The organism is Flavobacterium sp. (assembly GCF_017744675.1).
Taxonomy (GTDB): Bacteria; Bacteroidota; Bacteroidia; order Flavobacteriales; family Flavobacteriaceae; genus Flavobacterium.
Window position 1 is genome coordinate 176,105 of record NZ_JAGIAV010000006.1, and the last position, 22,705, is coordinate 198,809.

General features: G+C 36.3%; 12 protein-coding genes. All 12 read left to right on the top strand.

Annotated elements, in window-relative coordinates:
* The first annotated feature begins 9 nt into the window (after positions 1 to 9).
* The 12 genes from J7574_RS19590 (at position 10) to J7574_RS19645 (ending at position 22,631) form a co-directional block, all read left to right on the top strand.
* Positions 10 to 2,154 (top strand): bifunctional aldolase/short-chain dehydrogenase, encoded by a 2,145-nt coding sequence (locus tag J7574_RS19590; RefSeq protein ID WP_290972647.1) that lies wholly within the window; start codon positions 10 to 12, stop codon positions 2,152 to 2,154.
* Between the two features lie 519 nt (positions 2,155 to 2,673).
* The gene (locus tag J7574_RS19595) at positions 2,674 to 3,948 is read left to right on the top strand and encodes a TIM barrel protein (RefSeq protein WP_290972649.1); all 1,275 of its coding nucleotides are present in this window, start codon (positions 2,674 to 2,676) and stop codon (positions 3,946 to 3,948) included.
* A gap of 44 nt (positions 3,949 to 3,992) precedes the next feature.
* A complete protein-coding gene (locus J7574_RS19600) occupies positions 3,993 to 5,354 on the top strand; it encodes an FGGY-family carbohydrate kinase (RefSeq protein ID WP_290972651.1) in 1,362 nt (453 codons plus the stop codon).
* 96 nt (positions 5,355 to 5,450) lie between these two features.
* Positions 5,451 to 6,191 (top strand): (Fe-S)-binding protein, encoded by a 741-nt coding sequence (locus J7574_RS19605; protein WP_290972653.1) that lies wholly within the window; start codon positions 5,451 to 5,453, stop codon positions 6,189 to 6,191.
* A 164-nt stretch (positions 6,192 to 6,355) separates the two neighbouring features.
* Positions 6,356 to 7,756: a lactate utilization protein B gene (locus J7574_RS19610; RefSeq protein WP_290972655.1), complete on the top strand. Its 1,401-nt coding sequence runs from the start codon at positions 6,356 to 6,358 to the stop codon at positions 7,754 to 7,756.
* Positions 7,749 to 8,336 (top strand): LUD domain-containing protein, encoded by a 588-nt coding sequence (locus J7574_RS19615; protein ID WP_290972658.1) that lies wholly within the window; start codon positions 7,749 to 7,751, stop codon positions 8,334 to 8,336. The genes J7574_RS19610 and J7574_RS19615 overlap by 8 nt, the downstream gene beginning before the upstream one ends.
* Positions 8,337 to 8,523: 187 nt before the next feature.
* Entirely contained in the window at positions 8,524 to 12,564 is a 4,041-nt protein-coding gene (locus tag J7574_RS19620; protein ID WP_290972661.1) for a two-component regulator propeller domain-containing protein, read from the top strand.
* A 633-nt stretch (positions 12,565 to 13,197) separates the two neighbouring features.
* Positions 13,198 to 14,598, top strand: coding sequence for a hypothetical protein (locus J7574_RS19625; RefSeq protein WP_290972663.1), 1,401 nt, complete (start codon positions 13,198 to 13,200; stop codon positions 14,596 to 14,598).
* Positions 14,599 to 14,644: 46 nt separating this feature from the next.
* On the top strand, positions 14,645 to 17,677 hold the full coding sequence (locus tag J7574_RS19630; RefSeq protein WP_290972666.1) for a TonB-dependent receptor: 3,033 nt from the start codon (positions 14,645 to 14,647) through the stop codon (positions 17,675 to 17,677).
* Positions 17,678 to 17,688: 11 nt separating this feature from the next.
* Positions 17,689 to 19,290 carry a RagB/SusD family nutrient uptake outer membrane protein gene (locus tag J7574_RS19635; RefSeq protein WP_290972669.1) on the top strand — a complete coding sequence of 534 codons (1,602 nt, stop codon included), beginning with the start codon at positions 17,689 to 17,691 and terminating at the stop codon, positions 19,288 to 19,290.
* A 1-nt stretch (position 19,291) separates the two neighbouring features.
* Positions 19,292 to 20,929: a glycoside hydrolase gene (locus J7574_RS19640; RefSeq protein ID WP_290972672.1), complete on the top strand. Its 1,638-nt coding sequence runs from the start codon at positions 19,292 to 19,294 to the stop codon at positions 20,927 to 20,929.
* A 115-nt stretch (positions 20,930 to 21,044) separates the two neighbouring features.
* Entirely contained in the window at positions 21,045 to 22,631 is a 1,587-nt protein-coding gene (locus tag J7574_RS19645; RefSeq protein ID WP_290972675.1) for a glycoside hydrolase, read from the top strand.
* The last annotated feature ends 74 nt before the right edge of the window (positions 22,632 to 22,705 follow it).

Here is a 22,705-nt window from a genome sequence, read left to right on the forward strand (position 1 = left end):
AAATACTATATGTCGAATACAAACACAATTAATAATATGAATTTTAAGCATGTAAGCTACCTTTGGGATGAAGCTAAGGCAGCAGCACTAGCAGGTGATGAAGTAGCGCTTTTTATTTATCGTTCTAACTTGTTAGGAGCTGATTTAAGATTGACCAATTACGGAGGAGGAAACACTTCTGTGAAAATTACAGATAAAGATCCTCTTACTGGAGCCTCTTCTGAAGTAATGTGGATTAAAGGTTCTGGCGGAGATATTGGAACGTTGACAAAATCAGGTTGTGCGGCTTTGTATTTGGACAGACTTCGTAATCTTGAAAATGTTTACAGAGGCATTGAGTTTGAAGATGAAATGGTAGAATTATTCAACCACTGTATTTTCGATTTAGCGTCAAAAGCGCCTTCTATCGATACGCCTTTGCATGGTTTTCTTCCATTCAAACATATCGATCACTTGCATCCAGATGCAGCAATTGCGATCGCTGCAGCGAAAGATGGAAAGAAAATTACAGAAGAATTATTCAACGGAGAAATCGGCTGGGTAGGCTGGCAGCGTCCAGGATTTGATCTTGGCCTTCAATTGAGAGCTTGTCTAGAAGAAGCAGAAAAAAACGGTAAAAAACTGCGCGGTATCATGTTAGGTTCTCATGGTTTATTTACTTGGGGAGACACTGCATTTGACAGTTACATTAATACATTGGAAGTAATCGAGAAATGTGCTTCTTATTTAGAAGATAACTACGGAAAAAAACGTCCCGTTTTTGGAGGAAAGAAAATCGACAGTCTTTCAGAAGCAGACCGTAAATTGAAAGCGGCAAAAGTAGCTCCAATTTTAAGAGGCTTCTGTTCGTCAGAACGCCAAATGATTGGGCACTACACAGATGATGCAAGAGTTTTAGAATTCATTAATTCTAATGATCTTTCAAAATTAGCTCCATTAGGAACTTCATGTCCAGATCACTTTTTGAGAACTAAAATCAGCCCGTTGGTTTTAGAATTAGATCCAAACGAAGATTTATCTGATGTTGCGGCTGTAAAAGCAAAATTAGCGCCAGCTTTTGAAGCTTACCGTGCTATGTACAAAGACTATTACAATGCATGTAAAAAATCAAATTCACCAGCAATGCGTGACCCAAACCCAGTGGTTATTTTATATCCTGGAGTTGGTATGTTCACCTTTGCTAAAGACAAAACAATGGCACGTTTAGCATCTGAATATTACATCAATGCAGTAAACGTAATGAAAGGTGCAGAAGCAGTTTCAGAATATACTTCTTTACCGCATCAAGAAGCTTTTGATATTGAATATTGGTTATTAGAAGAAGCAAAATTACAGCGTATGCCAAAACCAAAAGCATTGTCTGGAAGAGTGGCTTTAATCACGGGTTCTGGAGGCGGAATTGGAAAAGCTATCGCTAAAAAATTCGCTCAAGAAGGCGCCTGTGTTGTTTTGAATGATATTAACGAAGAGCGTTTAGAAGGCGCTGCAGCAGAGTTTGTAAAAGCATTTGGTAAAGATGCGGTTTCGAGCACATTATTGAATGTTACGGATGAAGTAAGTACAGAAAAAGCATTAGACGAAGCTTCTTTAGCTTTTGGAGGTGTTGACATTATTGTAAACAATGCTGGAATCAGTATTTCAAAATCTATCGCAGAACACACTTTAGAAGAGTGGGACAGATTGTACGATATCTTGGTTAAAGGACAATTTATTGTTTCTAAAGCCGGAATCGAAGTAATGCGCAAACAAGGTTTTGGAGGTGATATTGTAAATATCGTTTCTAAAAATGCTGTGGTTGCTGGTCCGAACAATCCGGGTTACGGTTCGGCAAAAGCAGCTCAAGCGCACCTAACACGTCTTATGGCTGCAGAACTTGGTGCAGATAAAATTCGTGTCAATACAGTAAATCCTGATGCTGTAATTTCAGATTCAAATATTTGGTCTGGAGGATGGGCAGAAGGTCGTGCAAAAGCATACGGAATTACAGTTGAAGAACTTCCGGCTTACTATGCAAAACGTACGCTATTAAATGAAATCATATTGCCCGATGATATCGCAAATGCTTGTTATGCTTTTGTTGGAGGTTTACTTGATAAATCTACAGGAAACGCTTTAAACGTAGACGGCGGCGTTGCCATGGGCTTTTATAGATAAAGATTGTTTAGGTTTTTATATAAGTTTGTTTAAGCAAAAGTGGTTTTTTGTGGTCTAGCGTTCGAATTCTTTCGAACGTTAGATTTTTTTAGCATATAACATTCGCTTTAAGCAAAGAAAACGTAACAAAAAAGTGAAGTAAAACCAGAGTACAGTATATAAGTTTAGAATATTAAATGCGTAAAATTGAACGCAGATGACGCAGATTCGCTATCGCGAAAACGCTGATTGAAGCAGATCTTTATTTTATGGTTTCACGCAGATTTAAAAAGATTCTAGCAGAGAACGCAGATTTTTTTTAGATCATCTCAAATTAGAATCTTTAGATCTGCTTAAATCTGTCTAAATCTGCCTAAATCTGCCTAAATCTGCGTGAGACAAAAAAATCGTTTTTTTCCGCGTCTTCGCGATAGCGAATCCGTAAAATCCGCGTCCCAAAATTTAGGCAATGCGTGTTAAAAAAATATACTAGAAATATAAAATTTATATATTGTAAACTCTATTAAAGAATAAATAACTATGTTAATCTCATCAAACCACATTGAATCTCATAACGAAGATTTATTAAAAAAACACCAGAATAAATTAATTTTTACAGCGTCAGAAATAAATGATACAGAAGCGATTATCCAAAAATTAATCGACTTTCAAATTGCCATTCCATCTTGGGCTCTAGGGACAGGAGGAACAAGATTTGGGCGTTTTGCTGGAGGAGGAGAGCCTCGTTCTTTAGAAGAGAAAATCGAAGATGTGGGATTGCTTCACAAATTAAACAATGCTTCAGGAGCGATTTCACTTCACATTCCGTGGGATATTCCAACCAATTATCACGAAATTAAAATATTAGCAGCGCAGCACGGATTAAAATTCGATGCCATGAACTCGAATACGTTTCAAGATCAGGCAAGCGCTGAGTACACTTACAAATACGGCTCTTTACAAAACGTAAACAAAGCAGTTCGTAAACAGGCAATTGCCCACAATATCGAAGTGATTAAACACGGAATCGAATTAGGATCGGAGTCTTTGACCGTTTGGTTAGCGGATGGTTCTAATTTTCCTGGACAATTAAACTTCAGAAAAGCGTATCAGAATACATTAGAAAGTTTAGAAGAAATCTACGATGCATTGCCTTCAAACTGGAAATTATTTTTGGAATACAAATGTGCTGAGCCTAATTTTTATTCTACAACAGTGGCAGATTGGGGACAGTCTTATTCTTATGTTCAAAAATTAGGAGACAAAGCAAAAACACTGGTAGATTTAGGACATCATCTTCCAAATGCAAACATCGAACAAATTGTTTCTATTTTATTAATGGATAATAAATTAGGAGGTTTTCACTTCAATGATTCAAAATACGGAGACGACGATTTAACCGCTGGAGCATTAAAACCATATCAATTATTCTTGATTTTCAATGAATTGGTTGAAGGAATGGATGCAAGAGGAATGAATCACGCCAAAGATTTAGGATGGATGATCGATGCTTCTCACAACATCAAAGATCCGTTAGAAGATTTACTGCAATCTGTTGAAGCGATTATGATTGCTTACGCTCAAGCGCTTTCTGTAGATAGAAAAGCATTAGAACAAGCGCAAGAAGAAAATGACGTCGTAAAAGCACAAGAAATTCTTCAAAATGCATTCCGTACAGATGTTCGCGCACTAGTTGCAGAAGCTCGTCTGCGTTCTGGAGCAGCATTAAATCCGGTAGCATTATACCGTTCGCTTCAGGTTAGAGAAAACCTAGTTGGCGAGAGAGGTTTAAAAACAATGGCAACAGGCTTATAATTATAAATTGACAATTGATAATTAACAATTTACAATTAAAATAAATGAATGTAGTTGCGATTTTTGATATTGGTAAAACAAACAAAAAGGTTTTTTTATTTAACGAAAATTATAAAATTGTCTGGGAGAAATCGGTAAATCTGGAGGAAACGACAGACGAAGACGGATTTCCGTGTGAAGATATCGAAGTGCTGAAAAACTGGATTTTAGATCGATTGTCTGAAATAAAAGCACTTAGTGATTATGTTTTAAAAGCAATCAATTTCAGCACTTACGGAGCCAGTTTTGTTTATATTGACGAAAACGGAAAAGTTTTAACTCCTCTGTATAATTATCTAAAAGATTATCCAGAGGATTTAAAAACTGATTTCTATGAAAAATACAAAGGAGAAAAGAAGTTTGCGGTAAAAACAGCTTCTCCGGTTTTAGGCAGTTTAAATTCTGGAATGCAGATTTACCGATTGAAAGAACAAAAGCCAGAAATCTTCGAAAAAGTAAAATACTGTTTGCATTTGCCGCAGTTTTTGAGTTTTCTTTTAACGAATGAAGCTTACGCCGATATTACCAGTATTGGCTGTCACACCAATTTGTGGAATTTCAAAAAAATGAAATACCATAAATGGCTCAAAGAAGAAAATATTTCAGAAAAAATACCGCCAATACATTTTGGCAAAGATGTCATTATGACCCGCGAGAACCTTGCAATTGGAGTTGGTTTGCATGATAGCTCATCGGCGATCATACCATATACAATCAACTTTACAGAACCATTTGTATTGTTGTCTACGGGAACTTGGAGTATTTCTTTAAATCCATTCAACAACAAACGACTGACTTTTGACGAATTGCAGAACGATTGCCTTTGCTACATGCAATACACCGAAAAACCAGTAAAAGCAGCGCGTTTATTTGCTGGAAACGAGCATGAAGTACAGACCAAACGTTTGGCACAGCATTTCAATGTTTCTGTTGATGCCTACAAAGAAGTTTATTTTGACAAAAAAATCGTAGCCAACTTGCGAGCGCTCAATTATCAGATTATCTATCCTAAAAAGTACAATTTCGATATTCTGAAAGAATGCCCTTTTCAAAAAAGAGATCTTTCGTATTATAAAAATTACGAAACCGCTTATCATCAATTAATGTTGGATTTGGTAGAGCAGCAGGTTTTTTCTACAAATTTGGTCATTCAGAACAGTCCGGTAAAAAAGATTTTTGTGGACGGAGGTTTCAGTAAAAATTCGATTTACATGAACTTATTGGCAGAAGCTTTTCCCGACGTAGAAGTGTATGCCGCTTCGATGGCGCAGGCTAGTGCTTTGGGAGCAGCATTGGCCATTCATGATAACTGGAATCCAAAACCGATACAGAATGATTTAATTGACTTGAAATTCTATAAACATTAGGTAAAAACGGTCTGTATGTTGTAAATTTGCTGAGAAACGTAATTTCTACATTTTTTATCCTACACGCCTAATGAACAACACACTAAAAACTACAACATGAAAATTGGACTTTTTATACCTTGTTATGTCGACCAATTTTATCCAAAAGTAGGAATAGCAACCTACGAATTACTTCAAAAATTAGGTTGTGACGTCGAATTTCCGATGGGACAAACCTGTTGCGGACAACCAATGGCCAATAGCGGTTACGCGCATTTAACAAAAGGATGCGATGCCAATTTTATTGCCAATTTTTCTGGATTTGATTACATAGTCTGTCCCTCTGGAAGTTGTGTTTTGCATGTAAAAGACCATTTGCATGACGAAAAGCAAGAAGAGAAGGCAACAGCCATTCGAAATACGGTTTACGAACTTACGGAGTTTATAACCGACGTTTTAAAAATCGACCATATCGACGGAAGATTTCCGTATAAAGTCGGAATGCACGTAAGCTGTCACGGCCAGCGCGGATTAAAGCTTTCGCAAATGTCTGAATTGAACGCGCCATTTTTCTCTAAACCAGAACAACTATTGCACAGTATCAAAGATCTTGATTTAGTTGAATTGACTAGAAAAGACGAATGCTGTGGTTTTGGAGGTACATTTTGCGTTACCGAAGAAGCCGTTTCTGTAAAAATGGGTCAAGACAGAATTAAAGATCACGAAAGTCATAATGTGGATTATATTACAGGCGGAGATATGTCTTGCTTAATGCATTTAGACGGAATTCTAAAAAGGCAAAAAAGCAAAATCAAAACCATTCACATTGCTGAAATATTAAATTCACTCGAAAATTAATTTTTTTCTACCATTAAGATATTAAGTGAATTAAGTTTAGCTTGAAATATTTAATTGATAAAAAAATAAGAGATTTAAGTGATTTTAAAGTAAGCTTAATTTTCTTGGTCATAAAGTTTAGCTTAATTTACTTAATATCTTAATGGTAAAAACAATTTTTACAGATGTCATCAGAAAAAATAATACCGCACAGCGAAGCCGCAGCCAAGTTTAACAAAGACGTAGAGCGTGTCAATTGGCACGACGAAACACTTTGGTTTGTGCGTGCCAAAAGAGATAAATCAGCGTATCAGATTAAAGATTGGGAACTGCTTCGAGAAACAGCTTCTCAAATAAAATTTAATGTGCTTTCTAATATTCATGATTATTTAGTTGAATTTGAAGCGAATGCGCAACGAAACGGAATAATCGTGCATTGGGCAGCCGATGCCAAAGAACACAACGAAATCGTGCATTCTATCATGGCCAAACATGAGGTTAAGCAAATGGTGAAATCCAAATCGATGCTTACAGAAGAATGCCATTTAAACGATTATTTAGCCGAAAAAGGAATAGAAGTAATCGATTCTGATTTAGGTGAATACATCGTTCAGCTTCGTAAAGAACCGCCAAGCCATATTGTACTTCCGGCGATTCACTTGAAGAAAGAAGATGTAAGCGAAACTTTCCACGAACATTTGGGTACGGAAAAAGGAAACTTCAATCCGCAATATTTGACAGAATCGGCTCGCCAGAGTTTAAGAAATACTTTTTTAACTAGAAAAGTAGCTTTAACAGGAGTCAATTTTGCGGTAGCCGAAACAGGAGAATTTGTGGTGTGCACCAACGAAGGAAATGCTGATATGGGCGCGCATTTAGCAGATGTTCATATTGCCTGCATGGGATTCGAGAAATTAATTCCGAAGAGAGAGCATTTAGGCGTTTTCTTAAGATTATTGGCAAGAAGCGCAACAGGACAGCCAATAACTACTTTCTCAAGCCATTTTAAGAAGCCAAGAGACGGAAAAGAAATGCATATCGTAATTGTAGACAACGGAAGAAGCACGCAATTAGGAAGAGAAGATTTTAGAAATTCATTAAAATGTATTCGTTGCGGCGCTTGCATGAACACTTGCCCAGTTTACAGACGCAGTGGCGGACACAGCTATCACAACGCGGTTGCGGGACCAATTGGTTCTATTTTAGCGCCAAATTTAGATATGAGCAAAAATGCCGATTTGCCATTTGCAAGTACGCTTTGCGGTTCGTGTACCAATGTTTGCCCTGTAAAAATCGATATTCACGACCAATTGTACAAATGGCGTCAGGTTTTGGTAAAAGAAGGTTATACGCCCAAAGCCAAAACGGTAGCCATGAAAACAATGGCAACTGTACTGGCAAATCCGACAGTTTTTACTATTGCTGGAAAGTCAGGACGATTTGTAATGAAGAACATTCCGGGAATGGTCAATAATAAGATGAACAAATGGTACGATCAACGCGAAATGCCAGATGTTCCCGAAGAATCTTTTAGAGAATGGTACAAGAAAAATTCGAGAGAATCTAAAGATAAAAAGAATGAGTAGTAAAGGCGAAATTTTAAAAAGAATAAAAGCAAACCAGCCTAATGAGGCTGCACAATTACCAGATCTGAATCTTTTAGGTTCTGAACAATTCGATGTGTTAGAAACTTATAAAACCGTTTTAAAAGGAATTGGAGGCGATCCTGTAGAAGTTGCAGATTACAGCGAAATCATCAATTATATCAAATCGAATTATAATTTAGAAAAGAGACTCATCACTACGATTCCAGAGCTTTCAGAAATTGCTTCTTTAGATTGGAAAACGGTTGATCCGCATTCGCTTCAAGATGTGGAGTTAACGGTTGTAAAAGCACATTTTGGAGTTGCAGAAAACAGCGCGCTTTGGGTAACCGATGATATTTTAGGTCAGCGTGTTGCACCTTTCATAGCGCAATATTTGGCCATTATCGTTCATAAAAAAGATCTTGTTCCAACAATGCAGCAAGCGTATCAAAGAATTGGAAACATGGAATATGGTTTTGGAACTTTTATAGCTGGTCCGTCAAAAACAGCTGATATTGAGCAGTCTCTGGTTCTTGGAGCCCACGGAGCAAGAGGATTAATCGTATTTTTATTGGATTAAGTTTTTTATCTTTTTACTGGTGAAAATATTCCCATAGAAATAATGCTCAGTAGGGAATGGTTTATTAAAAAACAAGACCAAACATAAAATCACAATTAGAAAGCAGGAATGTTTGCCATTTCTGCTTTCTTTTTTTAAAATTTTCCTAAAATTAGCTTATAATTGTACTTTTTACAATAATATAATAATGTACATTTTGAAGCGTTTAGTTCTACATCTTCTACTGCTAATTGGGTTTTCTTTGGTAGGATATTCGCAGGATTATCCGATCAAATTTCTTGATATTTCAGACGGTTTGTCCAATAATTCCATCATCACAATTTATCAGGACAAAGAAGGTTATATGTGGTTTGGAACCTATGATGGTTTAAACCGTTATGACGGCTATAATTTTAAAGTCTTTAGAAACAGAATCAACGATAAGAAATCTCTGTTATTCAATACCATTTACAATATTGAAGGCGATTCTAGAAATAATATTTGGGTAGGAGGAACTAGCGGAATCTGTATTTATGATAAAACAAAAGCATCATTTCATACCGTCCAGTATACGATGTGGGACGATAAACCCAAAGTGCTTCAAGATATTATACATCAGATGCGTTCCGTGTCAGATAATTTGGTTTTGGTTGCTTCACAGAAACTTGGATTATTGGCTTTTGAAAACGGTTCTTTCACAGGAAAACATATTCCGCTCAACGCATTAGGAAACAGAATTACGATTTCTAATTATGATGCTATTGCAATTCAGGAAAATAAACAAAAATCTGGATGTTGGATATATGTCCGCAATGTTGGAGTTTGCGCATATAATTATAAAGAAAAAGACTTAAAAGTTGTATTCCCGCTTTCAATTGGCGTAAAAGCCATGAAACTTTCTTCTGATGGAAATCTTCTGTTAGGAACAGACGAAGGTTTATTTTTAATGAATACCAAAACAGGTTCTATTTCAGAAAACTATTTTACCAATAAATGCAGCGTTACAGATGTTTTAGAAGATAAAAAGGGAAAAACTTGGGTTACAACAGACGGTTGCGGGATTTTCTACATTAATCCAAACAGTAAAAAACTTCTTTCTTATAACGAACAGTTGGCCAAAAGCAATTCGGTTTGGAGTTTGTACGAAGATAAATCGGGCAACAAATGGTTTGGTTCGCTTCGTGGCGGAATCAGTATGCTGAGCGATACGCCAAAATATTTCAAAAGTATTCGTTATAATGCTCAAGATCCAGCAGACAACTTTATTTTGTCTTTTTGCGAAGACGAAAAAAAGAACGTTTGGGTCGGTACAGACGGCGCTGGTTTGAAATATTGGGATAGAAAAAACAACAGTTATACCAATTATGGGAACGCGCTTTCTAGTCCTTTTATAACGGGAATAGTTCGTGACAATCATAACGATATCTGGATTTCGACTTGGGCTGGAGGAATCAATAAAATAAACAAGAGCACTAATAGCGTAAAAAATTATTCTTGCTATAATACGCATACCAAACAAACCGAGAAAAATATCTGGTTTATCTTTAAAGATTCAAAGGCAAATATTTGGGCAAGCTCGACAAACGAAGGTACGCTGTATCTTTTAAACCGAGATAAAGACGCCTTTGAACTTTTTGATAAAAGAATCGATAATCTGCAGTGCATGATCGAAACTTCTGATGGAAAACTATGGGCAGGAAATTACACTTCGCTTTTATCTATTGATAAAAATACTCGGAAAATCACTAAAAAAATAATCGGAAATCCGATAAGATGTATTCACGAAGACAAGGACAAAAATCTTTGGGTGGGAACCCAAGAAGGCGGTCTGCTTTTATTTGACCGAAAAACAAATACATTTAAAAGATTAACAATAGATGATGGTCTGCCTTCAAATTCCATTCTGAGGTTATTAGAAGATAAGGAAGGAAATTTATGGATGAGCACGTACAACGGAATCTGCCGTTACGATAAAAAAAGTAAAACATTCCGCAATTTTTCTGTAAATGACGGACTTCAAAGCAATCAGTTTAGTTTTAATGCTGGAACAAAACTTTCATCTGGAGAATTTCTTTTTGGAGGTATAAACGGCTTTAATGTTTTTTATCCCCAAACGATAAAAGGCTTTATTCAAAAAAACAATGTGCTTCTTACTGATTTCTACGTCAATAATCAGCTTATTGAAGAAAGTAAGGCTGAGGTTGATGTCGATTCAAATAAAATAAAAGAAGTTAGTCTGGAATACGATCAAACCACTCTGTCATTAGAATTTGTGGCATTAGACTATAATAATGCAGATAAAATAAATTACGCCTATTTTTTAGAAGGCTGGGATCAGCAATGGAATTATGTAGGCCAAACTCGAAAGGCAAATTATTCAAGACTTCCTGAAGGAAAATATACTTTTAAAGTAAAAACTACCAATTTTAAAGGAGGCTGGAATAAAGAAGTCAGTTTAGTTTCTATCGAGGTTTTACCGCCTTGGTACAGAACCTGGTGGGCGTATACATTGTACCTTTCTGCAATTGGCGGAATCTTGTTCTTGTATTTGGATTACAATAAAAACAAAGAAAAATTAAAGTATAAGGTAAAAATCGCTGAGCTTGAAAGTAAAAAAGAAAAAGAGATTGCCGAAAAGCAGTCTTCTATGTTTACTTATATTTCACACGAATTTAGAACACCGCTTTCGCTGATTATTAATCCGCTGAAAAAAGCAGTTCAGAAAGAAATTGTAGAAAATGGTTCTTCTGGAAGCGATTTGGCCATTGCACATCGTAATGCCAGAAGACTTTTGAGTTTGGTTGATCAGCTTCTCTTATTAAGAAAAGCAGAAAACGATGCTGATTCTCTTCGCTTGTCGCCAATTAATGTAAACAATCTTTCTAATGAAGTGTACCAATGCTTTGTCAATCAGGCCAAAGATAAAAGCATTCATTATACTTTTACAATTCCAGATCATGAAATAACCCTTATTGGAGATTATGAAAAGATCGAAATTTCGCTTTTCAATTTAATGTCAAATGCTTTCAAGTACACGCCAGTAGGAGGTGAGATCAATTTGACTTTGACGGAAAATGATCAAGAAGTTTTTCTTGAAATAGCGGATAGCGGAGACGGAATTGATAAAAAAGATATTGATGTTATTTTTGAAAAATTCAAACAGATCAATTCAAAAGTTTCGGTTGGAACTGGATTTGGCATTGGACTTTATATCGTAAAATATTTCGTTGACAAACATAAAGGTTCTGTAACCTGCAGCAGTGAAAAAGGAAAAGGAAGCACTTTTAAATTGGCATTTTTAAAAGGAAATAGTCATTTTGAGGATATAGAAATTACGAATGAAAAACCGCAGCGAAGCCAATTATTTGACGAATTGATTCCAGATGAAATCGAAGAACCGATTTCTACAGCAATGACTTCTATTGCCGACAGTGATTTTAAAAAGACCATGTTAACCGATAAGCGAACTGTTCTTATAATTGATGATAATGCAGAAATTAGAGCCTATCTCATTAAGTTATTTGCGGATAATTACATAGTTTATAGTGCCGAGAATGGAGAAGAAGGTTTAAAAATGACCAAAAAACAGATGCCAGATCTTGTCATTAGTGATATTACTATGGAAGCTATGGACGGTTTAGAGTTGTGTCGAAGAATTAAAGAAGATAGTGCGTTATCGCATATTCCAGTAATTTTATTAACGGCATCTAAAAATCCGGAGACCCATTTGCAGGGCATTAATGAAGGCGCAGACGATTACATCACCAAACCATTTGATGATGATATTCTTACCGCAAGAGTCGAATCGTTATTGCGAAACCGCCATAACCTGCGTACCTATTTCTTAGATCATATAACATTAAAAGAAAATACGCAGAAAGTTCCTGTCGAATATCAAGAGATATTAAAAAAATGTATCGAGATTGTGGAAGCTAATATTCATAAAAAAGATTTTACGATTCGAACTTTTGCCCTTGAAATGGGCATGAGCCACAGAACGCTTTATACCAAAATCAAAATTATTTCTGGTCAAACCTTAAATGCTTTTATTCGTTCACTGCGAATTAGAAGAGCAGCAATGCTCATGCTAACCGAAGATATGAATATTACTCAGGCCAGTACAGAAGTAGGTTTTGAAGATCCGAAATATTTCAGGCAACAGTTTGTTAAACTCTTTGGCATGACGCCTTCAGAATACATCAAAAAGTATAAAACGTCATTCAATTCTGACTTGAATATCATTAAATAAGCAATAGATTCCTTTTTGCCGTTGCATAATTTGCGTCTTTTTAAAATGAAAACCCGATTTTTTTTATCCGACTCAAACGTTTTAGCTGAAAAACTGCGTTTTATTCAATAATTGTATATTTTGTAAAAAATCCCCCATGATTTTAAATACTCTTCAAAATTTGACTCAAAATAATGGTTAATTGCAATTTTGACCTCCTTTTTTTTCCAATTTACCCCTCATTAGAAGTGTTATTTAAACATTTCTTTGCAGTGATAGCAATCGAGAAATAGACTTTTGCTATTAGTCATAAGTGTTAATTAAGATAGTTAGTTATCTGTTTAAAGAGATGAGCCCTCTTTAAATTTTAGATTAGTAGTGGTTGGTTTACATTACTTATCATCCCGCAGTTTAAAAACATAAACTGCGGGTTACTTAAAAAAGACACTTATTATAAACTTAAAAGGAAATAAAAAAGAAATATCTAACCATTAACCAAACTCAAAATAATATGAAAATGACCACATAATGATGTACTGCTGTTTTTTCTGCCTCGTATAAAAATAGCATAACCTCGAATAACCTACGATAATTAAAAAACAAACTTTGACTTTAGAAAAAAAACTAACTAACCTAACCTCAAAAATTAAAGAAATGAAAAAAAATGTATTTTTATTTTTTCTTGCTCTTTTTGGCCTTCTCGCAACAACTGGATGCCAAAACAATGAATCAGGATTTCCAAGTTCTGATAACCCTACGGTGGTAGTTTCTACAAAAGAGATTTATGGAGCTCCAAGTAGAAAATTTGAAATAAAAGCTGCACTTGCAGATGATCTAGGATTAAAAAGCGTAGAGATTCAGATTCCAGAATTATCGCTGGATAAAGTAATTTCTTTTGGAACAGATCCGCTTTTAAAAACCTATAATTTAAGTTACTTTTTTGAAGTTCCTGCAGATAGAGGAACGTCAGAAGCTTTCAAAATTAAATTAGCGATTACAGACGTTTCAGGAAATGTAGTCAACGAAGAGATTAACCTGCGTTTGGATGGTGAATTTGCGGCTCCTAGCATAACCATGGTGACGCCAAAAGAAGGTGCGGTTATTTTGTTGTCTACGAGCAATGACATGCCAGTAAATTTTGTGGTAAACGATGATTCAGGAATCGATTATGTACAAGTAAAATGTGAAGCTTTAGGAATCGATGAAATGATTCAGCTATCGGGAGCACCACAGTCGTATACATTCAATAAAACGTATAAATTGCCAGTAACGGCTGCCAATTATGTTTTAACGATTACAGCAAAAGACAAATTTGCGATTCCGAATACAGGAACATTAAACGTAAATATCGTAGCTACAAACGAGTATCCAGCCATTTATTTATGCGATCAGCCAAAAGGAACCAATTTAACGACAGATGCAGTTGGGGTTCCGATGTATTTCCATGAAAAGAACGGACAGGATTTCGAATTCAAGTATTATGCTGATAAAGACAACAAAGAAGTCTATTTCTTAGGTCAGGAATCTGATTTTGCCCCTCACTGTTTTGGCTTAAATAGTTCAGGAGAATTAGCAGATGATGTGGCTTCAACTCCAATTATTTTACCAACAAAAGGATATTACAAAATAAAAGTAAATCCAAATACCTTAAAATATACTGTAGAGAAATATACGCCAACAAGTAAAGTTTGGGCAGATGTTGCAAACGGTTTATGGCATGATGATGCTGCACAAAGAAGACCATTTGTAAGTGTTTGCGGCGGCGGAATTCAAGGAGCAACTTGGGATACTTGGGATGCTTGGACTCAAAAAAGTTTACACCTTGCAAACAATCCTAGCAATCCTTATCAATTAGTGGGCGAATATACTTTAACAGGAACATTGGAGGCAACTTTTACAGGCCAATGGTGGGATCCTTCTTGGAGACTAATCAAAAACGGAATTGCAACTATGTCGCCAGGAGAAAATGGAAATGCCAAATATCCTGCCGCTCCAGGTGTATATAAAGTAGTTTTAGATACCGAATTAGAAAGAGTATTTATCACAAAAAAATAGTGTGTTATAACATAGTTGTAACAGTAAACAAATAAAACAGCTTGATATGAAATTTAAATATATAGGATTTTTTATTGCCCTTTTGTGTACTGCTGTATCTTTTGGACAAATAAAAATAAAAGGTACTGTTAAGGATAAAGCCAATGTGCCGATTCCAGGAGTAAATATAATAGTGAAAGGAACTTCGACATCGGCAGCAACCGATTTTGATGGAAATTATGTTATCAGTGTTCCAAACAAAAATGCACAAATCGAATTTTCATTCGTAGGGTTTACTTCTCAGCTTGTGCCTGTTGGAGATAAAACAGAGATTAGTGTTGTAATGCAAGAATCAAGTCAGACATTAGATGAGATAGTGGTAGTAGGTTATGCCGCTGTAAAAAAGAGCGATGTTACGAGTTCGATTTCTTCTGTAAAAGGAAAAGAACTGCAAACGATGACTGTTGGTAACGTAGCAGAATCGCTTCAAGGAAAAGTTTCTGGGGTGCAGGTTACAGGACAAGGTGGTCCGGGCGCACAGCCAAGGGTTTTAATTCGCGGTATTTCGACTTTAAACTTAAACACAGATCCGTTGTATGTAGTAGACGGAATCCCGATGGGAACAAGCATCAATTTCTTAAGCACTAATGAAATTGAATCTATGGAGGTTTTGAAAGATGCTTCTGCAAGTGCAATTTATGGTTCTCGTGCTTCTAATGGTGTTATTTTAATTACCACTAAAAAAGGGAAAGTAGGCAAAACGAGATTCAATTTTGATTTAAGTTCTGGTATGCAAATTATGAATAATCCTTATAATATGGCTGATGCCGAGGGTTATGCGACAATTATGAATAAAGCTTATAACAATTCTGGCTATTCCGACTATCTTCCGAACCCATCTCAATACCGAGGAAAAACGACAGATTGGTGGAAAGCAGGAATTAGAACAGGAACACCAGTTACAAATGCTTCTTTAGGTCTTTCAGGAGGTTCTGATAAGCATACCTATGCCATCAGTTTAAATTACTATGATTCTGACTCTATGTACGGAATTGGCGGTTGGGAAAGAGTAACTATGAGAATTGCGAATGATTTCAAATTCTCTGATAAATTCTCAGCAGGAATTACTTTAAACCCACGTTATGAAACTTGGGGAGCACCAAACAACTGGGCAGATTTTGATAAAATTGATCCAATTACGCCAATTTACAAACCAGCAGATCAGTTAAGCGGAACAGAAAATGAATACAGCATTTATGCAAGATCTCCATCTTATGTTTGGAATCCGGTTGCAGCTGTAAAACGTTATGATGATTATACAAACAAATACAACTTAAATACAAACGGGTATTTACAATACGAACCTATCAAAGGTTTAGTATTCCGTACACAAGCGTCTGTTGAAGTTGGAGACGAAGTAAGAAATAAATTTGTTCCAGACTTTATAATTGATGCGGCTCACGAAAAACAAGAAATTAATACGGTTGAAAAGTGGAATACTACAAACGTAGATTGGACATGGCAAAATACCATTACGTATTCTAAAACATTTGCAGAGAAACACAATGCTTCTTTGATGATTGGTAACACGATGGAAGAATACAACGGAAATAATCTTTGGGGTTACGGAGAAGGTGTGCCAAATAACTCAGATTCTATGAGAGAGTTAAATGCTGCTACTAAAAATAAAGACAGTAAAGGAAACAGCTGGTCTAGTTCGTTGATGTCTTATATTTCTCGTTTTTCTTATAACTATGATGGTAAATACTATTTTACAGGAACATTTAGACGTGATGGTTCTTCAAAATTCATGACCAATAACAAATGGGCAAATTTCCCTTCGGCATCGGTTTCTTGGAGAATTTTAAACGAAGGTTTTATGGAATCTGCCAAAGAGGTTGTTAGCGATTTAAGATTAAGAGCAGGATGGGGTAAAGTAGGTAACCAAGGTTTGCCAGATGCAGTTTATCAGTCAAATATCGGACAAGGATATTATGTAATTGGTGGTAACGTGGTAGATACTTCTTTTCCTTCTTCAATGGCAAATAAAGACATTAAATGGGAAACGGTAGAAGATATAAGTTTTGGTCTTGATTTCGGGTTCTGGAAAAATAAAGTTACAGGTTCATTGGAATACTACAAAAAGCAGACACATGATATGCTGTTCTTAAAACAGTTTCCAACTTATAGCGGATTCCCAGGATATTCTACAATGTGGACAAATATTGGATCAATGCAGTCAAGCGGTATCGATTTATTGCTTTCTTATAAAGATAAAAAAGGCGATTTCTCGTATGGTGTAGATGTAACTTTTACAACGGTAAATGTAGATATGTTGTCGCTTTCTGCTGACGGAGAAAGGCTTTATGGATCAAGCAATAGAACTTTGACTGTAAAAGGAGATGAGCCAGGTTATTTCTACGGATATGTAGCTGACGGATTATTCCAAAACCAAACCGAACTTAATGCGCATACAGATGAGCATGGAACTAAATTACAGCCTTACGCAAAAGTGGGAGATGTTCGTTTTAAAGATATTAACGGCGACGGAAAACTAGACGACAAAGACAGAACTAAAATTGGTTCTCCTTGGGCAGATTACAATATTGGTTTGAATTTGAATTTTGCCTACAAAAACTTCGATTTAGTAGCCAATTTTTATTCAAGCATTGGAAACGATATTGTAAACACCAATATTTCAGATTTGTATAATGGTGCAAGCTTAACAAACAAAGTTAGCGGATTAGATCAGATGGCTTGGCATGGAGAAGGAACTTCAAATTATATTCCTCGTTTGTCTAAAGATGATAACAATGAAAACTTTACCAAATTCTCTTCTCTTTATGTGGAAGACGGCTCTTATGTGCGTATGAAAAATTTACAGGTAGGATATTCTTTCTACAACAAATTTGGATTAGATAAATTAAGAGTTTCATTATCGGGTCAAAATTTATGGACATGGACCAACTATACAGGTGTTGACCCTGAGGTAGCTGGAGGTGACCCAGATAAACAAGATAGAGTAAAAGGATCAGGTTTTGGAGGATGGAATTATCCGGTACAGCCAACAATCTTGATGGGACTTAATGTTGCATTTTAATCAAAACGATCATGAAAAAAATAATAGTATCAATAATAGCTTTTTCTCTATTAGCAGTTTCTTGCAGCGATTTTATTGAAAAAGAACAGAGAGGAACGCAGACTTTGGAAAACTATTTCCAAACCGCGCAAGAATGCGAAAATTATACCAATGAATTAACGCAACGTTTATTGCTGGCAAAAGACTGGTGGACTTTGACTGCGCCAAGAGTAACCAACGAAATGTCAACAGACGACGCTTGGATGGGAAATACAGGACAAGACAGCGGAGCACATAGACCATGTTCGCAATATCTTATCACTCCTGATAATATGGGTGATATGAATAGTATTTATACAGCCCATTATTATACCATTCAATCTGCCAATATAGGTTTAGAAAGAATGGCTCAATCGCCAATTACAGATGCTCAGAAAAACCAATATATGGGCGAATCTTTATTTGTGCGTGCGTATTGCTATTACGAATTGGTAAATCTTTTTGGAGGAGTTCCTTTGTACACAAAATCATTAGGAACGGGAGATTTAACTTTACAGAGAAGTTCTGCTGCAGAGGTATATGCGCAAATTGAAACCGATCTTAAAGATGCCGCTGCTAAATTAGAAAGCGCTCCTGTAAATAAAGACGGTAGAATAAACAAATGGGCGGCTTATGCTTTATTGGCGCGTGTTTCTTTATTTCAAGAAAAATGGGCTGAAGCAAAAACATATTCAAACAAAGTAATTACAGAAGGGCCTTTCCAATTAGAAGCAGATTTCTTAAATATTTGGAATGTCAACAATCACAATGGAGTTGAATCTATTTTAGAAGCGCAGTCTTCTTCAGTTCAAAACAGAGATTTAGGAGCTGCTTTGCCAACTTTAGCTGGAGCTAGAGGAGAAGACAAAAAGAACTTTCCAAGCAATGATGCCGCTGATGTTTTAGACGGATGGGGATGGTGCATGCCAACAAGTGACTTAGAAAATGCCTATCTTTCTGAAAATGATGTAATTCGTCGCAGAAGCACAATCACAAAATGGGGAGAAGCAGCTTACGGAGATGAAGTTTTAAATCCAACGCATAAATTTAGTTTAAACGACAATAAATCAGGACGTATTTGCCGCAAATATTATATTCCGATTGCAACACGTCGTTCTTTAGATAAAAAAGACGGCCACTTGCCATTAAACATTCCATTGATTCGTTTGGCGGAAATGTATTTGACAAGAGCAGAAGCAAATTACCATTTAGGTGGAGATGCATTAGCAGATATCAACATCATTAGAGCACGTGTAAAATTAGATCCAAAAACAGGAATTTCTGGCCCAACTTTATTGAAACAAATCTATAAAGAACGCCGTTTAGAATTGGCTTTTGAAGGATTGCGTTTATTTGATATCCGTCGCGAAAAAGACCCAACAACAGGAAGACCGGTAATAGAATCTTTAATGGGGCCAAACGGAACTTTTGTAAAATACAATTTAAGTTCAACAGATCCTTATGAAACCACTAACTTGAGAGAACCGCAAGACAAAGGAATCAATTTTGATCCTTCGAAACACTTATTGTGGCCAATTCCGCAATTAGAAATCGATTTGAGTGGTAATGTCATTAAACAAAATCCTGGATACTAACATGAAGTTTAATAATCAAAATAAAGTGAGTCTGCTATGTGCAGGCTTACTTTTCGCAAGTTCCCTTTTCGTAAGCTGTGATGCTGAAAAATCTGAAAATTCAGGTTCAGAAAATGCAGTAGCAGAATTGAATGTGAGTTTAGATATGAATCTTCAAACCATGGAAAGTTTCGGAGCTTCTGATGCTTGGCAATGTAATTTCATTGGAAAAAATTGGCCAACAGACAAAAAAAATAAAATAGCCGATTTACTATTTAGCCAAGGTGTAGATGCTGACGGAAATCCAAAAGGAATTGGATTATCATTATGGCGTTTCAATCTTGGAGCAGGAAGTACAGAACAAGGCGAAGCAAGTGATATTGCCGACGAATGGAGAAGAACAGAATGTTTTACTGCAGATGGAGTTTCGTACAATATGTCAAAACAAGCAGGTCAAGTTTGGTTTATGAAAGCGGCAAGAGAACGCGGTGTAGATAAACTTTTGGCTTTTGCCAACAGTGCTCCAGTTTATTTAACTCAAAACGGAAAAGCTCACGCAACAATCAAAGAATTTTACAACCTAAAAGAAGGTAAAATGCCAGATTTAGCCGATTTCTGGGCAACATCTTTAGATAAACTAAAAACAGAACAAGGATTAACCATAGATTACGTGAGCCCGTTTAACGAACCTCAATATGAATGGGATGGTTCTGGACAAGAAGGTTCTCCAGCTACCAATGCTAATATTTATAGTTTTATAAATGTTCTTTCTCCAAAATTATTGGCAAAAGGCTTAGAGGCAAAAATTGTAGTAGGAGAAGCAGGAGCTTACGAACCTTTATACAAAACTGTTTCAGGAAAAGAAAGCAGATCCAACCAGATCGATTATTTTTTTGCAGCTAATTCTACTAAAAATATCAGTGGTTTAAGCAATGTGAAAAAGACAATTTCTGGACATAGCTATTGGCAAGCTTGGCCATTGAACGAAATGATTTCTTCAAGACAGTCGGCAGCAGCGAGAATCCAATCAGTTGGGGGAATTAGCCTTTGGTCATCGGAATATTCTGTTTTAGAAAGTCCGGGAACATCTGAATTGCCAGGAGGTGCAGGACCGGGAAGAGATTTAGGAATGTCATTGGCGCTTTGGACAGCACGTATCATCAGCACAGACATTGCAGTTGGAGGCGTCACGTCTTGGCAGTGGTGGACAGCAATTAGCCGTGGAGATTACAAAGACGGTTTGGTTCATGTGGATGATGGCGCAACTAACGGAGCAGGAAATGCAGATTATTGCAAAAATGATGGATACATCAGAGACTCTAAAACGCTTTGGGCTTTGGGTAACTTTTCGTTCTTCGTAAAACCTGGAATGGTAAGAGTTCAGATTCCAAGTATTGACAATTCAACTGCTTTAAACGATGTTATGGTTACGGCTTATAAAGATGCAGTAAATAAAAAAGTAGTAATTGTTGCAGTAAACATTAGTAAATCGGCCAAAAAGTACAATCTAAAGCTTTCAGGAGGAACAGTTACAGATAACAAATTGACTCCTTACACAACTTCAGAAACAATGAGTTTGAAAAAAGGAACTACGGTTGATGCAGCGAGTTTAGAAATTCCAGCAAGATCGGTTGTGACGTATGTTGGGAATTATAAGTAGAATGTAAAATTAACCGCAAAGACACAAAGAAAAGCGCAAAGTTCGCAAAGCTTAATAAAACTTAGCGAACCTTGCGGAAACTTAGCGCCTTTGCGGTTAAAAAACAAAAAATTAAATGAGGAAAATATATCTCTCGCTTTTACTAGTAACATGCTCGCTGTCTTTTGCACAACGAACGGTTACTATAAGCACAGATAACGTAGTACAAACCATGGACGGTTTTGGAGGTTCTGATGCCTGGAGAACACAGTTTGTAGGCAAGAATTGGCCAGAACAGAAAAAAAATGCCATTGCAGATTTGCTGTTTAGCAAAGAAATCGATACACAAGGAAATCCAAAAGGAATTGGGCTTTCGATTTGGAGATTTAACCTTGGTGCAGGAAGTACTGAGCAAGGAGAAAACAGTAAAGTTTCAGACGAATGGAGAAGAAGCGAATGTTTTTTAAATGCTGACGGAACTTACGATTTTTCAAAACAAGAAGGACAAAGATGGTTTCTGCAAGCGGCCAAAAAACGCGGAGTAGAAAAGTTTCTGATTTTTACCAATAGTCCGCCAGTGCATATGACGAACAACGGATTGTCTTTTGCTTCTCAAAAGAATAAACTGAATCTAAAAGATGGTGCAATTCCAAAATTTGCCGATTTCTTAGTTCAAAGTATTCAAGGATTGGAGAAAAAAGAAGGGATAAAATTCGATTATGTGAGTCCGATAAACGAACCGCAATGGGAATGGATGCCAAAAAATGGAGACACTAACAGTCAAGAAGGAACACCGGCAACCAATCAGGAAATATACGATTTGACCAAAGCGCTTTCAGAAAAACTGAAAACTAAAAAAATGAGCACCGAGATTGTAATTGCTGAAGCCGCACAAATCGATTATTTGTACGAAAATGTAAATGCCGAAAACCGCGACAATCAGATTGATTATTTTTTCGGAAACACTAAAACGAATGTAACTAAGTTTTCAAACGTAAAAAATGTAATTCTCGGGCACAGTTATTTTACAACATGGCCAGTTGAAAGACAAGTTTTAAGCAGAAAATTAATTGCTGCAGCAATAAAACAAAAACCAGGTTTGAAATACTGGCAATCGGAATATTGCATTTTAGAAAATCCAGGAGAAGCTGAAATTCCGGGAGGTTCTGGCGGAGGAAGAGATTTGGGAATGCAGACTGCTTTGTTTGTAGCCCGCTTAATTCATAATGATATTGCAGTAGCCAATGCCGCATCATGGCAATGGTGGACTTCTATTACAAGAGTAGATTACAAAGACGGCTTAATTTATCTGGATGATGGACAAAGCAACGGAGGAACAGCTCCAGACTATGTGAGAAATGATGGCCAATTCCATGATTCTAAACTGCTTTGGGCTTTAGGGAACTATTCGCTTTTTGTTCGTCCAGGAATGCTTAGATTAGATGTTCCAAACCAAAACGAATTAGACAAAGCAAATGATGTAATGCTTACTGCTTACAAAGACGTTCAAAATAAAAAACTGATTGTAGTGGCAGTCAATTGCGGAAAATCAGCTCAGCAATACAAATTTGATTTATCAAAAGGAACTTTAAAAAACAACGAGTTCACACCTTACGTAACTTCTGATACATTAAACTTAAAAAGAGCCGAAGTTCAAAAAAATGGAAACCTAGAAATCCCAGCAAGGTCTATAGTGACGTTTGTGGGAGAGTTGCAGTATTAAAAAATTGTTTCACGTTTCAGGTTTCAAGTTACGTTTGAACGTGAAACCTGAAACGTGAAACCTGAAACAAAAGA